At 39.5% G+C, this 15,347-nt stretch carries 12 protein-coding genes; 4 read left to right on the top strand and 8 right to left on the bottom strand.

The genetic code is table 11. The annotated features are described in order from the left end of the window. Positions 1-53: 53 nt before the first annotated feature. Positions 54-1,004, bottom strand: coding sequence for a helix-turn-helix domain-containing protein (locus IGI41_RS00300; RefSeq protein WP_430610584.1), 951 nt, complete (start codon positions 1,002-1,004; stop codon positions 54-56). Positions 1,005-1,100: 96 nt separating this feature from the next. Here IGI41_RS00300 and IGI41_RS00295 point away from each other — a divergent pair, with 96 nt between their 5' ends. Together IGI41_RS00295 and IGI41_RS00290 are read left to right on the top strand one after the other, a co-directional pair. Beyond that, positions 1,101-2,042, top strand: a complete 942-nt coding sequence (locus IGI41_RS00295) for an ATP-binding cassette domain-containing protein (RefSeq protein ID WP_430610583.1) — start codon at positions 1,101-1,103, stop codon at positions 2,040-2,042. Beyond that, positions 2,039-2,797 carry an ABC transporter permease gene (locus IGI41_RS00290; protein ID WP_430610582.1) on the top strand — a complete coding sequence of 253 codons (759 nt, stop codon included), beginning with the start codon at positions 2,039-2,041 and terminating at the stop codon, positions 2,795-2,797. The genes IGI41_RS00295 and IGI41_RS00290 overlap by 4 nt, the downstream gene beginning before the upstream one ends. Positions 2,798-2,861: 64 nt before the next feature. Here the strand turns inward: IGI41_RS00290 and IGI41_RS00285 are convergent, their stop codons facing one another. From IGI41_RS00285 to IGI41_RS00260, 6 genes are all read right to left on the bottom strand, one after another. After that, on the bottom strand, positions 2,862-4,304 hold the full coding sequence (locus IGI41_RS00285; protein ID WP_430610581.1) for a glycoside hydrolase family 1 protein: 1,443 nt from the start codon (positions 4,302-4,304) through the stop codon (positions 2,862-2,864). A gap of 295 nt (positions 4,305-4,599) precedes the next feature. Then, the gene (gene pulA, locus IGI41_RS00280) at positions 4,600-6,615 is read right to left on the bottom strand and encodes a type I pullulanase (protein ID WP_430610580.1); all 2,016 of its coding nucleotides are present in this window, start codon (positions 6,613-6,615) and stop codon (positions 4,600-4,602) included. Positions 6,616-6,661: 46 nt separating this feature from the next. After that, a complete protein-coding gene (locus IGI41_RS00275; protein WP_430610579.1) occupies positions 6,662-7,288 on the bottom strand; it encodes a DUF624 domain-containing protein in 627 nt (208 codons plus the stop codon). 6 nt (positions 7,289-7,294) lie between these two features. Continuing rightward, positions 7,295-8,182 (bottom strand): carbohydrate ABC transporter permease, encoded by an 888-nt coding sequence (locus IGI41_RS00270; RefSeq protein WP_430610578.1) that lies wholly within the window; start codon positions 8,180-8,182, stop codon positions 7,295-7,297. 16 nt (positions 8,183-8,198) lie between these two features. Next, positions 8,199-9,131, bottom strand: a complete 933-nt coding sequence (locus IGI41_RS00265) for an ABC transporter permease (RefSeq protein ID WP_430610577.1) — start codon at positions 9,129-9,131, stop codon at positions 8,199-8,201. Between the two features lie 145 nt (positions 9,132-9,276). Beyond that, positions 9,277-10,938: an extracellular solute-binding protein gene (locus IGI41_RS00260; RefSeq protein ID WP_430610576.1), complete on the bottom strand. Its 1,662-nt coding sequence runs from the start codon at positions 10,936-10,938 to the stop codon at positions 9,277-9,279. 149 nt (positions 10,939-11,087) lie between these two features. On the opposite strand from IGI41_RS00260, the gene IGI41_RS00255 reads away from it, so the two are divergent. Continuing rightward, positions 11,088-12,638, top strand: a complete 1,551-nt coding sequence (locus tag IGI41_RS00255; protein ID WP_430610575.1) for a response regulator transcription factor — start codon at positions 11,088-11,090, stop codon at positions 12,636-12,638. Next, positions 12,639-14,366 carry a sensor histidine kinase gene (locus IGI41_RS00250; RefSeq protein WP_430610574.1) on the top strand — a complete coding sequence of 576 codons (1,728 nt, stop codon included), beginning with the start codon at positions 12,639-12,641 and terminating at the stop codon, positions 14,364-14,366. 38 nt (positions 14,367-14,404) lie between these two features. Here the strand turns inward: IGI41_RS00250 and IGI41_RS00245 are convergent, their stop codons facing one another. After that, complete coding sequence (locus IGI41_RS00245) at positions 14,405-15,028, bottom strand: TetR/AcrR family transcriptional regulator (RefSeq protein WP_430610573.1); 624 nt, start codon at positions 15,026-15,028, stop codon at positions 14,405-14,407. Positions 15,029-15,347: the final 319 nt, after the last annotated feature.

The following is a 15,347-nucleotide window of genomic DNA, read 5'->3' as shown; positions in this document are numbered from 1 at the left end:
TATCATCAACAATTGGTTAATACCAATTGTTGACACTTTGTCACTCCACCCATTTAACACTCTTTTTGTTCAGAAAGCAATGGGTCTTTCAATAAAATACCTGGAAAATTATCGCTGAGCACCAGTTTCTTTAAGTCTTGATATGAGGACAACAATTCTTTAAGTCCTAACCTTTTTAACAATAATAATGTTTCATCCATGCAGGCTTCTGCCTGTGCTTCGCCTTTTAACCAAGCCACCCAGCCCTCATAAAAAGGCATCAATACGGCTTCCTTCATATGCTGCTCTTTTGCTACTCTTGCTTTCCACAATACCAAAGTTTTTTCCGCGTAATCACTTTGCTTGAATAAACAAAATATCGAAAAAATCGCTGTCAGTGTTTCATAAAAAATATCTTGATTACCTGGCAATATGGTAAATTGGTCACTTTTCTTGATAGCCACCTGTAAACACCGCCACAACAAAGGCGCTTCCATGGCGACAGCTACTCGGGCAAACAATCGCAACTCATAGACGCCCCAGGTGTCAGTATTGAGTAAGTAGTGTTTGGCACCACCTAGACAATCGCTATGTTTTTCATACGCTGCCAACATTGGTGATCCACTTAAAATATCTTGCTTCATCAAATAGTCAAAACGAAATAATTGCAATAAATGATCGACTTCTAATGAATAGTTTTGTTGTTGGTACAGGCATAGTGCTTGATATTTTTCTTCTAATCCCTCTAAATCCTCTACACGATTAACTGATCCCATTGCGGCTACATACGACATGATTTCTGCGTGTTTTGCCGAATGCGTTTGTCCAGTCTGTATCAACTGAAACTCATCAAATCGGACTTCTAGTTTGTCGATCAATCGATGAAATCTTTCGCAAGAAATCGTTGTTTTGTCATTCTCAAATTGCGACAACAAGGACAAAGACAACTGTTCATCCGCTAGTTCTTTCAATAATAATCCTTTACTCTTCCGGATTGATTTGATTGTTGCTCCATAACTTTGCACATGATTCACCTTCTTTTTCAATATATTGAAATTTGAACAACCGTTATCCTCTTAGGCAGTATGCTTTCATTATCTTATAGAAATGAGGAAGAAGCTATGATAACGAGTAAAAAGCAAGAAATGCTTCACGTGAAACATTTGCAAAAATCATTCAAAGACAAAAAAGTCTTAGTCGATGTCAATTTATCTGTCCAGTCTGGAGAAATATTCGTCCTCTTGGGGGCAAACGGTGCCGGCAAAACCACATTGGTCCACATATTGACCACGATTTCATCTTTCGACAATGGCACTGTCCGCATCAATGGTTGTGATCTTAAAAAAAATCCAGCCGCTATCCGGGCGCAGATCAGCTTGACCGGCCAATTCTCGGCCGTTGACGAAGAATTGACGGGTAGAGAAAATATGCAAATGATCGCAGACCTGCGCCATATTGACCATAAAAAAACCACCATTGACTCCTTGCTGACTCGCTTTGACTTGCAAGAAGCCAGTTCAAGACTAGTGAAGGAGTATTCTGGCGGTATGCGGCGGCGCTTAGATATCGCTATGAGTTTCATCGGCACCCCCACCCTCTTATTCTTGGATGAGCCCACTACGGGATTAGACCCGCAAAATCGATTAGCAACGTGGGAGATGATCAAGGAACTGGCCAATCAAGGACGCACGATTTTCTTGACCACCCAATATCTCGAGGAAGCCGAATTTCTCGCAGACAAAATTGCGATTTTACACGAGGGTAAAATCATCCTAGAAGGCACGCCGCAACAAATCAAATCCCTCTCTCAAATCAATCAGATGACCATACATGTTTTAGACAAACAAGAACTTGATATATTAGTCAACCACTTAACTGATTATGATGTGACCATCGATGAAACCAATCTTTCATTGAGCTTTCCGATCAAGTCCGGCTTCCAAGACGCGTTTTCGCTGCTGCAGCAAATAGACCAATTACCCGTCACCATTATTCGGTTCAATCAGACCAGTGCGACTTTAGAAGATATCTTCTTATCCGTTGTTCAAGGCGGTGCCCAATGAAAACATTCATCGAAACAAAAACCTTGTTCAAGCGCAACGTATTACTCTCGATACGCAACATGGAAGCCCTATTTAGCGGTATTTTGACCCCGGCACTGTTAATGATCCTTTTTGTCTATGTCTTTGGCGGCGCTATGCATGTCGGCGATGTCTCTTACGTGGACTTTGTGGTGCCCGGGGTATTGGTGCAATGCATCGCTCAAAGCGCTTCAGCAGTGGGTGTCATGGTCAATCAAGATTTACAAACAGGCATGGTCACTCGATTGATCACCTTGAATATCGCCAAATCAGCCTATTTGAATGGTCACGTCTTGGCAGCCAGCTTGCGCAGCTTTCTGAGTACGTTGGTAGTCTTGCTCGTCGCGCTGTTGATTGGCTTTCGCCCGCAAGCCGATTTGATTGGATGGTTGATCGTGCTTTTGTTGATTTTTTGCTTCACAATGGCGTTTACTTGGCTTTCTGTTTTATTCGGATTACTCGCCAAAAGTCCTGAAACGGCAACAATGTTTACAGTGTTGACGACGCTGCTTCCCTATCTTAGTTCTGGCTTTGTACCAACTGAAAGCATGCCTAAAGCATTGGCGCTTTTTGCTGAATACCAGCCAATGACGCCTATCATTCAATCCATTCGGGCATTGATGCTGCAACAACCACCCGCGCCGTTACGCCTAGCCTTCATCTGGTGTGGGGGGATCATTGCAGTGAGTTGGTTCTTGGCAACTGTTGCTTACCAACGCCGAATACGTAGAGGATAACCGCTATTCGGGAGGACACCAAAGAAGCAGCAGGCATTCGCCTGCTGCTTCTTTTCATGCTTGTTTAATCAAGATTTGCGCCATTTGTCGCAATTACTTGTTTGTACCAATCAAACGATTTTTTCTTAGCGCGATCCATCGTTCCATTGCCTTCATCATCCAAATCAACATAGATGAAGCCGTACCGTTTACTCATTTCTCCCGTCGATGCACTCACAAGATCGATACAACCCCATGGTGTATACCCAATCAAGTCAACCCCATCTTCGATTGCTTCACCCATTGCTTCGATATGGCGGCGCAAGTAATCAATGCGGTAATCATCTTCGATCACACCCTCTTCGTTGAAGGTATCGATTGCCCCTAGTCCATTTTCAACGATAAACAACGGTTTTTGATAGCGGTCATACAATTCATTCAGTGCAATACGTAATCCCTCAGGATCGATTTGCCATCCCCAATCACTTGCTTCTAAGAATGGATTGCGCACGCCGCCAAGCAAGTTGCCTTGGACTTCATCTGCTTCATTAGCCGTCACATCAACAGCAGAAGACATATAATAGCTGAACCCAATATAATCAACTGTATATTTAGCAATCAAGGCTAAATCTTCTTCTGTGATTTCCAGTCTTTCACGATCAACACCATGTTCTTTATATAAACGATTCGTAAAGGCTGGGTATTTGCCCCGTACTTGCACGTCGGCACAGTAAAAATTGAAGGCTTGATTCTGAATCAACGTTGCTGTTTGGTTGATTGGGTTTGCATCGATACTATACGTCGTTGCATAAATAATCATACAACCAATTTGGAGATCTGGATTCAATTCGTGTCCGATTTTCACCGCTTTACTGCTGGCCACAAATTGATTGTGCCACGCTTGGACCACATTCGTGAAATCACCGGCTCCCGTACTGTTGACCATCCCTTGACTCAATGCTGAAAAGTGGAATGCTGAATTGATTTCATTGAATGTCATCCAATACTTCACTTTACTATGGAACCGTTCCAAGACAACTTTCGCAAAGCGTTCATAAAATTCAATCAATGCACGGTTTTTCCAGCCGCCATACTCTTTGGCCAAATGTAACGGCATTTCATAGTGAGAAATCGTGATCACCGGCTCGATCTCGTACTTCAAACATTCATCGATCAATGCATCATAAAAAGCTAAGCCAGCTTCGTTTGGTGTCGTTTCATCTCCATTAGGAAAAATCCGTGTCCAGGCAATCGAAAAGCGGTAGCTCTTAAAGCCCATTTCTGCAAATAAAGCAATATCTTCTTTAAAACGATCATAGTGATCGATCCCCCGATGATTTGGATAAGTATATGTGTCTTCATCAATCGTCCAGTCAAAGGTATCACTACCCAAAATCGCTAAACGCTGTTTGCCTCCAGGCATTGCATCGGCAACAGACAGCCCTTTGCCATCTCGGTCAAACGCACCTTCTAATTGATTGGCAGCCGTTGCGCCGCCCCATAAGAAATTCTCTGGAAATTTTGTCATCTTCTCTACTCCTTCACTTATCTTATTTTTTTAGACAATACATAGCGATTGCAACATATTGACCTTTTCAACCATAGAAAAACCAGGGGAAAAATAAAAAACCTAAATAAGAGCCGCTGTAAAAAGCGTTTTCTTATTTAGGTTTTGCCTGATCGAGTCAGTAACAATCCAACGTGGGTTTTCTTGGGTTAACTATACCATGAAGCGGTTAGCTTGTCATTAGTAGATTATTTTAAGAAACGTTCAGTGCACATAAACGATTTTTAAATAACATTTTTACTCTATGGATATTTCATTATCGTTTCATCTTCACCCAGATCATAAAGTGTAATGGATCGATAATCGTACCTTCTGCTGGGCGCACTGCAACACCTGCTCCGTTTGAATCTGCAATAAGAAGCCATTGTTCATCCTCTGTGATGTCCGGTAAATTCAGTTTCCAGGTATGAGCACTACTATTTGCTGCAACAATCATAGATTGCCACGGTTGGGTCTGATCATCATTTGGTATTTCATAGGCAATGATATTTTCATCATTCGTGTCGAAAAACTTCATTCTGGCAGCCGTTTGTGTTGTCTGGTCTCGAAGGGGTGCATAGTTTTGACGTATTTGCCAAAGACCGCGATAGATGTCACGCAAATCTTTAAACGCTTTGGCACGCTGCCAATCCAGCTGATTGATGGCTAGTGGCGAACGAAATGAGTTTTCATCGCCTTCTTTGGTACGCCCAAATTCTTCACCGGCTTGCGTGAGTATCGCTCCTTGGCTGGTAAACAAAAGTGCAGCTGCTAATTTATTGCGTGCAAGAAGCATCTGATCTTTGGCATACACATGTTGCTGGGATTCAGGTGTCATGGTCACTACTAGTTTATCCCAAAGGGTCAGGTTATCATGAACTGACGCATAGGCAATCACTTGTTGGGGTGATTTGGCCCACCGATTCTCTGCCCGATGATCATCATAGCGGGTGCTGCCTTGGATAGCAGTAGCCAAATCACGGAGATAGAAGGTTTCTTTCCTTTGCGACTGACCATTCATCCCTTGAATAAAAGCACCATCACGCGCTTCAAATACATCGCCTTTGATACTGTCACGCAAATCATCGCTAAAAACAGCAATTCTTTCGTCCAAAGCCCAAACATTGCTCTTGTTGGCAGGGATGTTGGGGGCCATGATCTGGTTGCTGCCGGCATCCCAAGGTTCTCCGTATAAAATAACGTGTTCAAATCCTTCATTGTCCAAACGTTGACGCAATTGATTCATGGTATCGACATCATGTAACCCCATCAAATCAAAGCGAAACCCATCGATTTTATATTCTTTCGCCCAAAACAGCACAGAATCATGAATAAATTTACGCATCATTTTACGCTCAGAAGCAGTTTCATTGCCACAGGCTGATCCGTCTGCAAAATCACCTGCATTATTTTGACGATAGTAATAATCAGGTACTGTCAAATTAAACCACGATTTCTCAGTGATCGACGTATGATTAAAGACTACGTCCATAATTACACCAATATTTTCTTGATGCAGCGCTTGGATCATTTGTTTACACTCACGAATACGCGTGGCTGGATCATACGCGTCTGAAGCATATTTGCCTTCAGGTACATTGTAGTTTTTGGGGTCATAGCCCCAATTATACGTTGCTGAGGTTTCATCATTGTCATAATCAAACATCGGCAATAAATGAACATAGTTAATGCCTAATTCCTTCAGATAAGCCATCCCTGTAGCTTGTTGTGGGTCATCCAAGAGATGGGTATTTGGTTCAGTAAAAGCCAAGTATTTGCCGCGATTACTGATTGAGATACCGCTATTTGGATCACTGCTGAAATCTTCTACGTGTAATTCCCAAATATAGGCATTTGTGATAGTATCAGGCGGTGTATAACTTGTTTCTTGCCACCCTTCAGGATCGGTCAGCGTCAAATCAAGAATCGCCCCACGATTTCCATTGACACCAACTGCTTTAGCGTATAAATCAACGGTTTCCACTGTTTCATCACCACGAGTGATACGGTATGTATAAAATAATCCTTTGATTTGTTGATCCGTTGTTACGGTCCAACAATGATCGATTTGTGTCATTTGAAACGCCATCAGCTGATCATTTTTCTCGATCTCACCACTCTGATAAATGACTACCTCCATTGCATCTGCTTCTGGCGACCAACATTTGAACGTCACTTGGGCACCTGCAAAAGTCACCCCTAAATCATTGCCTTGATACGTATGTTCTTCTAAAAAACCAATTCGTCGGTCGATTTGAACTTTTTTCAATCCATAAATTTCTGTTTGCTTCAATGATTTTTCTCCATCTCTATCTTAATCTTTTTTATCATGACAATCCTTATTCTACCTTCTCATATTTCCTGAAAAAAGCCAATAGTAATTTACAGCGCAAGTACATCCAACCGCTAATGCTGAAAAAACAAGCACTATATAATCCGAAAATAAATAAATATGCCGATAACAACATCAGCAAGAAAGGGAATAATGTAATAGCGTGCAATAAGATAGACTTGAATGGGTGCGCAATCATTATTTTGATGTCATTGACCAAGATGGATTTTAGATTACTATTATATCTTGCCAAGGAAAAAAAAGTACATTGGAATAGGTGAAAACAAACCATTGTGCTGATACACAAACCCAGCACCCACCCTGTGAATACTTGATCGATTTGCACATAATATAGCCAATTGATCCCTAACACCCAAATAAACACCAATAGCACTATCCATACCAAGCTACTCTTAGCAAATGACTGTCTAAATACTTGCAAATAAGTTGGTATAATCGCGATTTCTTTTCCTTCAATCAGTTGAATGAGGACATGAAATCCAGCTGTATGTGCAGCACCGATCGTCATGATTGGTACACTGCTCACCAGAAGCAAAACATTTAAAAGAATCAACTGACCAAATCTAGACAATAGTCGCGCGACCCATCCATCGGAATGAAAAAAATAAATCATTATAGATTACTCCTTTACAGATCCAACAACAATGCCTTGGACAAAGTATTTTTGCAAAAGCGGATAAATGATCAATAATGGCACAACAGCCACAACGATTTTTGCTGCATTCAAATTACGATCGGATACAGCCAGCAAACTTTGTAGTTGTTCTGAAGTTAAATTTCCTGCTCGTTGCATCGTTTCAGCAATATTGACTGACAACGATTGGATATAGGTCATCAATGGGTAATTTTCGGTTTTTGTCATATAGATCAACCCGCTAAAGAAGTCATTCCAGCTGCCTACGATGCTAAATAATGAAACAGTAGCCAAGCAAGGCAGAGACATAGGGATATAAATACGCGTCAATATTTGCAATGGATTGGCTCCATCGATGCGTGCAGATTCCTCAAGAGATTTAGGAATACCCCGAAAGAAGTTCATGACCAAAATCACACTACCGATCGGCACTGCACTGGGTAAAATCAACGCCCAAACCGTATTTAATAATCCTAGATTTCGTACAACCAAATACGAGGGTATCATGCCACCACTAAACAGCATCGCAAAAACCATCACCCCCATCAAAATACGTCGCATATGAAACACCTTTTTTGTTTTTGACAGTGGATACGCCATCGTGACAATCATCATCAAATTTAAGAGTAGAGAGACAACCACACGAAAAATAGAGATGTTGAACGAGCGCCAAAATTGCTGATCGCCCATGATTCGTTCATAGGCTGCAACGGTCAGTTCGATCGGCCATAAACCAACTCTATTGGCTGCTACTGCATGACTACTACTTAAAGATATCGCTACTACATTCATCATTGGGATCAAACATGAGAGTGCCAATAAAATCACAATCATATAAATGATAGCGTGGCGTAAACTAAATTTTTCTTTCATTGGTTTTATTCCTTCCTTAGAACATCACTCGATCAGTTTTCTTTTCAGCAATCTTATTAGAGGTATAAATCAACACAAGGCCAATCACTGATTTTACTAAACCGACCGCAGTACCAAGACTGTAATCTCGACCGATCAAACCAATCCGATAGACATACGTATCAATAATATCACCACTTTGATAGACGACAGGTGAATACAAATTGTAGATTTGATCAAAACCAGCATTCAAAATATTCGGCAAAGATAAAATGGTCATCAAAAGGATAAATGGCAACATACCTGGTAAGGTTACATGCCAGACTTTTTTTGACCAACTTGCGCCATCCATCGTTGCTGCTTCGTATAGACCAGGATCAATTGCAGTAATTGCCGCCAAATAAACAATCGAACTATACCCGAAACTTTTCCAGACATCGGTGCCTATCAACAACCGAGGAAACAACTGGTTGTTCCCCAGAAAATTTAGCGGTTCCATACCTAAGTTTTGGATGATTTGATTGATGGTTCCATCTAAGCTGAACAAATTGACAACGACTGATGCTAAAATAACCCATGATAGAAAATGCGGTAAATAAACAATCGTTTGAATTGAACGCTTTAACCACTTCATACGTACTTCATTTAATAATATTGCAAATAAGATTGGAACGATGGTATTAAAAATAATTTTCCAAAAAGCGATAAAAATCGTGTTTTGGGTCACTAAAAAGATATCCGGTAAACTAAATAAGTAACGAAAATGTGCTAAACCTACAAATTCTGAACCTAAAACCCCTTTTGCAGGAACATAGTCTTGAAAGGCCATCAGCAAACCGAACATGGGTCCATACGAGAAAATCAAAATAAAAATAATGCCGGGAATGATCATCCCTAGAAAAAACAATTGATCTTTGGCAAAAATATGTTTCTTTTTCTGTTTGACTACTTTCTCCGATGAAAGTTCCATTTCTTCACTCCTTTGACTTTGACGAAAAAGGTGAAGCCAAAAAACCGATCAAACATTGGAAATCAGACGCAGTGGGCGTTGCTTCATTTCCTTTAGTCAATGATCGGAAGTTTGGCACCTACTTTCGTTTCAAATATATGAGAACCTACTCGCGCGCATCAACGACCTCTTGCATCTCAGCTAAAATCGCAGCGCCACCCTGATTGTTCCAAGTTTCTACATAGATATCAAAATTGTCTAATGACTCTTCTCCTGTAATAAATTTGATAAATGTCTCTTCCTCGAGTTTACCAACTTGCGCCCCGTTGCGTTCATTGGCTACAATCGTATCAAAACGTGGCGGTTTTACTTCATTCAAAATATCTTGTTCTCTCACGCCACCCATGACATTGTTGACTGCTAAATACCTAGAAGCAAAGCGCGTCCAATCAACCGGATCTGTATCTTCTGGTGATTCTATTGTCTGTCTGATTTTTTGGGCATTATCTTTGATGAAGAAATTAGATATATCATCAATGTCTGTTTTTCCTAGCGCCGCATTTGACGCTTCCACTGCATCGTCGATTTCACTATAAGCATTTAAAAATACAACATTCCAAGGTCGCACCGTACCATCAACATCAATTTTTGCATACGCATAAATTTCTGGGAATTCAGCTTCCATATCTTCTGAATTGACAACTTCGCCATAAATCAAGTTGATCATTTCTATTATTTTCTCAGGTTCGGAGAATCCTTTGCGCACCACGATATATTGTCCGCTTCCACGATTTGCAATCGCATTGATTCGCCCATCACCATTCTCATTTTCAACAGCATACGGTACAAACTCTGCATTTGGATCGTTTTGTTTTGCTTGAACCAAGCCCCAATCTGGCATATGCCACGGACCAAAAATCACGCCGGATTCACCATTGACCATCATTGCATGGATATCATCATAGGTACGTGTCCCAAACTGCGGATCCATGAATCCCTCATCTTGCCACTCTTTAAGCAAGGTAAGTGCTTGTTTCATTTCGGGCGTATTTGACCCATAAAACATCTGTCGGTTTTCATCTTGGAGATAAGATTTTGGATAGGCCCCAAAAGCATTCATGATTGCGGTTCCAGTATAAGCAGTTCCTCCATGATTTGATGAAGATAGCCAAAATGCTAACGGTAGACCTAACGCTTTACCGGTATTTCCAAGGTCATTTTCCTGAAAAGCGATAGCTGTCTCTCTTATCTCATCTAACGTAATGGCTTGATTTCCATCTTTGTCTAATTCGATCCCCAGTTGATCTAACCAATCTTGTCGCAACCAGACTAAATTCGGACCAAAGTCATCACTCGTAGAAGGAATGGCCATCAATCGATCATCAAAAGTTGCCGCCTCTAATTGAATACCATCAAAGGAGTCATAGATATCTTTCAAGAAATCATCCGCATATTCAGAAAATACTTCAGTCAAATCCTCTACTAAGTCATTGTTCACCAGTTCCTCTAACTCATCGCGACTCCCAACGATCATCGTGTCTGGCAATTCACCAGAGGCAATTGCTAGAGACACTTGTCGATCATAATCTTCTCCATGGGCTTCAAAGGCACTTTCCAATTCAATCCCTAAGCGTTCTTTAATTAACCGTGTATATGCATTGTCACCATACGTATCCCCTTCTGGAAGCTTCGAGTTTGGTGCAGTTTGCCGTCCAATGGTAATGATCGTGTCACCAGCTTCATTCGTCTTGGTTTCTTCCGCACCACATCCTGCCACGATCACCATTGATGCACATAATGCGCCAAACATAGCTATTTTTCTTTTCATTTTATTCCCTCCTTGTTTTTTATTCACCCTTATTATACGCAAACGATTTCATTAGAAATATAGCACGATTTTCAGATTTATAGCACAATTTCCAGAAAAAATAAAACGGTTACAAAAATACAGTGAATTTTCCCTATTTATCCTTTATGATGAAAGAAAGAAAACACCAAACGTATTCATACGCAGAAAGGAAGAGAAGAAGCATGCATCGCTTACTTATCGTTGATGATAGTTATGATCAAAGAGAGGTAATCAAATTTTTTGTGGCACAACGTGATGAAAAGTGGCTGATCCACGAGGCAAAACATGGACGTGAAGGATGGACGCTCTTTCAAAAAGAGCCATATGACTTGGTTATTACCGATGTAAAAATGCCTTTTATGGATGGTCATGAATTGGCCCACTTAATAAAAAGCAACAAACCAGAAACACCACTACTATTCATTAGCGGTTATGAGGACTTTCATTTTGTGAAAAAAGCCTTACAACTGCAAGCCGTTGATTACTTGCTAAAGCCGCTCGATCCAGATACTTTTAAAGCACAAATCGATAAAATGTTGGCAATCGTTCAAACCTTAAAATATCAGAGAAACCAAAAAATAATACATGATAGACGGTACCTGAAAGAAACGTTAACAAAGCTTTTCTTAGGTCTCCCATGGGAGGATTTATCAACCGAAGAGCAATCGATTGCACAATTTTATTTAAAAGAAAATGATTGTTTTACGGTTTTACCTTTACCAAAGGATTCACAAAATCAAGTCCATTTTCTCCATTCATTGATCCATGAACGGCCAGATGTTTGTTTCTTACCCATACATAATGCACATCTGATTTTTTTTGATTCTGCACATACCATAAAAGAATCACGCCTTAGAAAAACGATACGTGATCTTTTTTTGAGACATTTCCTGATCCAACCTACTTTCATGACTAGTACATCACTTAGGCACCCTTTTGCTATCTATTCCATTTATCAATCCTTATTGGCGTCTTATAAACATTCTTTTTACAATAACGAAAAGAAACAAACATGTCTATTGTTACCTGAGCATCATTATATTGTTAAAACTGGTATCCCTCTGAAAATAAGCACGTATATGCAACAAGGTGACATAACAAAAATGACACAACTAATTCAGATGGTCTATGCATCCTTTGAAGCAAGCAGCAGCGAAGCGCCCACAACCACTAAATTTTATTTTGCCACTATTTATCAAACTATCGTTGAGCATGCTCAGGGATTGTTAGACTTTACTTCTCTTAGTCCACAAATAAACAGAATATTAGAAGCAGATAGTCTCGAGAAAATACTGGTCGTTTTTGATGAACTTTTGCATTTTCTTCAAGAGAATGCTGATTTTACCGTAAATGACCATCCAAATGGTTATATCCGACAAGTCAAACATTTCATTTTTCTTAATTTCCATCAAGAACTTAGTTTAGAAACATTAGCGAACGAGGTCAATATCAATCCGAATTATTTAAGTGAGCTTTTTAGTAAATATGAAGGCATGGGTCTAACAAAGTACATCAAAGCTTATCGAATCATGCAAGCACAGAAAAAACTAAAAAACAGTTCATACAGTGTCCAATCAATCTCCAAACAAGTAGGATTTAACCATTACTCCTATTTTTGCAGAACCTTTCGCGAAATTGTGGGAATGACACCTGACGCTTATCGAAAGAAAGGACTTTAAATGTTAGCCAAAATAAAACAACTTTTTAAAAATTTTCGATTTCAAAAAAAAATTATTTTTATTTCTATTCTTTCTAGCATCATTCCATTGATTTTATTGACCCTTATCGGTGTATTTGTGATTCAGTTTTTTATTCAACAGCAGGAAAAAAGTGCCTATGAAGATAATCTGACAAGTCTTCAGTATCAGTTAGAGACAAGGATCACTAGTTACCAAGACAGCTTACTCTTCTTAGCAAATAATTCGAGCCTGATCCAAGAATTGTCGAAACAACGTTTCTCAAACTTTAGCCAATATGACTTGTACAAAAATACTGTAGTGCCCTTATTTCAAAGCGTCACTTTCCAAAAGAATGACATCAATAAAATCACCTTGTTCACCTCCATTGATTTGTATGACCACGGAGAGTATGTAAAGCAAATCAATGAAAAAAGTATTGTCCATTCTTTTGACCAACAGAAAACAACAGAAGTACGCAGTTATTTTGATGAGGCCAATCAATTAATATATTTTTATACAAATATTTTTTTGAAAGGCAATTCCATTGATACCCAAAACTTCCTTGTCTTGACGATTGAACCTGACGTGCTTTTTGCCCATCTAGATGATATATCTAATGAAGCCTATAAACTAATGATCTATTCTGAATCCGACCATCTGGTCTATCAGTTTGATCGACTTACCCATCAAGAAACATTACAAGGAAATCGATTGATTAAACCTGCATCCTTAGGCACTGCCCCGATCATCTTAAGCAATCAATGGCGGGTCAATTTTGTGAAAACTGCTCAAAACGTCTTTAGCAGTACGTTTTATTTGATCACTGCAGCAAGCTTTATGTTTGTGATCGTATTGATTATCCTCATTCTTTCTAGTTGGTGGTTAGCCAAAACCGTGGTTCATCCAGTCAATGCGTTGGCCAAACAAATGGCCTCATTATCAATGGAACACTTAACGATTGAAGATTTTTATGAATCGGAGGATGAAATTGGACAACTCTATACGAATTTCCAACAAATGCTTGATCAGATGCACAAATTGATCAATGACATTTACCACTCCGAAATCAAACAAAAAAAATACGAATTACGGGCATTACAGGCCCAAATCAATCCGCATTTTTTTTACAATTCACTTGCTTTGATCAGCAACACTGCCATGATCAATCGACAACCTGAGATCAGTGAGATGGCGCATCTTCTCTCTCGTTTTTATCGACTCAGTTTGAATCAAGGAAATAGTCGTTTAACGGTTCGCAAAGAATTGGCACTTACAGAAACATATGCCAAAATCCAACAAAAGATGCACCATCATTCTTTTGACCTGCACTTGGCTATAGATGAATCGACTAAGGAATATGACATGATCAATTTATTGCTTCAACCCTTTGTCGAAAATGCGATTTTCCATGGAATCGATCATATAGAGGATGGCCGCCGCGGGGTCTTAACGATACGCAGCTATTGTACAGATCAACATTTAATTTTTGAGATTCATGACAACGGGCCTGGTATGTCGCAGGAACAACTGAATACGATTACGAAAAAAAACAGCACACATTACGGTATTCATAACGTGTGCCAACGGATTGCTTTGTATTATGCAGTTGAAGATGCTTTAACGATTACCTCTTCGCCAACAAGCGGCACACTCGTCCGACTTTCGTTGCCTTTTTATTTATCAAAAATATTGGATAATCCCTTTGCAAAGGAAAATAAAACAAGCTGATATTTCTGATCAAAATATTCTGAATCATACCCATAGTATCATTCAGTTACTTCTTCACACATAGTCAACCCTGCTTCTACTAGCACCTGCGGGATAATATCTTTGTACGCCGTTTGAGGCGCTACGATTCTTCGATACCAATAGTCTTCGGTATCTTGAATAAATGACGTTCTATCTTTCATGTTGGCGGCTTTTGAATAGGTTAGAATAAGACCCACAAAAAACAGCAATGCTTCGTCATGGACCTTACGAATATCTTTGCAGTCTGCTTTTGCGAAAACGACGGATCGATTGATGGAATGAATAAAATATTCATATGAATGGTTCAGCACACATTTTCCACACCCAATATCTTCAATAAACAATGAAAAAAATAACTGCCTATTCTGACACGCAAAAGTATAATAATTTAACCAATAACGATACAACGCATCTATATCTTCATCTTGTGCACTAGATTTTTGATGAATATCTGCAAACACATCTGCAACCATCGCTTCTTTAAATTGCTGCATGCTTGAAAAGTTTAGGTAGATGGGTTGTGTCGAAGTGCCTGCGTACTTAGCAATTTCTCTAACTGTTATTTTTTTGGCATAATGTTCTGAAAGATATTTTTTTAAACATACGATCAAATATTTTTTTGTGATTGTGACTTTTCTCATAACTATTATTTCCCCTTCTCTACAGCCAGGTAAACGATTCTTTACTCACCTCCCAAATGAATCGTTTACCCACTGTCATATTTTCATCCGCCTCTTCCTCAATTGTCATTTAGGGACCTTCGATATACTCACTAACCAGAATCGTTACCACTACTTTATCAAAAAAGGGAACATTATCCTACTAAAAATGTCATTTTTATTTACTTTTTTTAATGATTATGAATTTATTGTGTAAAATTAAATAGATTTGTTTATTTCTCATGCTTAAGACCGATTTTTGGCCAAATGGGTTGTCTCCCAATACTATGTATTGTATAGT

This window comes from Enterococcus sp. DIV0876 (assembly GCF_050529585.1).
In the GTDB taxonomy this organism is placed as follows: domain Bacteria; phylum Bacillota; class Bacilli; order Lactobacillales; family Enterococcaceae; genus Enterococcus_D.
Note: the sequence above shows the minus strand (reverse complement) of the source record. Positions and strands in the feature narration are given on the sequence as shown.

Bases quoted from the DNA above. Each gene is read 5' to 3' on its own strand.
- IGI41_RS00295 (WP_430610583.1), top strand. From the start codon at position 1,101: ATGATAACGAGTAAAAAGCAAGAAATGCTTCACGTGAAACATTTGCAA.
- IGI41_RS00245 (WP_430610573.1), bottom strand. From the start codon at position 15,028: ATGAGAAAAGTCACAATCACAAAAAAATATTTGATCGTATGTTTAAAA.
- IGI41_RS00250 (WP_430610574.1), top strand. From the start codon at position 12,639: ATGTTAGCCAAAATAAAACAACTTTTTAAAAATTTTCGATTTCAAAAA.
- IGI41_RS00265 (WP_430610577.1), bottom strand. From the start codon at position 9,131: ATGGAACTTTCATCGGAGAAAGTAGTCAAACAGAAAAAGAAACATATT.
- IGI41_RS00260 (WP_430610576.1), bottom strand. From the start codon at position 10,938: ATGAAAAGAAAAATAGCTATGTTTGGCGCATTATGTGCATCAATGGTG.
- IGI41_RS00270 (WP_430610578.1), bottom strand. From the start codon at position 8,182: ATGAAAGAAAAATTTAGTTTACGCCACGCTATCATTTATATGATTGTG.
- IGI41_RS00290 (WP_430610582.1), top strand. From the start codon at position 2,039: ATGAAAACATTCATCGAAACAAAAACCTTGTTCAAGCGCAACGTATTA.
- IGI41_RS00275 (WP_430610579.1), bottom strand. From the start codon at position 7,288: ATGATTTATTTTTTTCATTCCGATGGATGGGTCGCGCGACTATTGTCT.
- IGI41_RS00255 (WP_430610575.1), top strand. From the start codon at position 11,088: ATGAAAGAAAGAAAACACCAAACGTATTCATACGCAGAAAGGAAGAGA.
- IGI41_RS00285 (WP_430610581.1), bottom strand. From the start codon at position 4,304: ATGACAAAATTTCCAGAGAATTTCTTATGGGGCGGCGCAACGGCTGCC.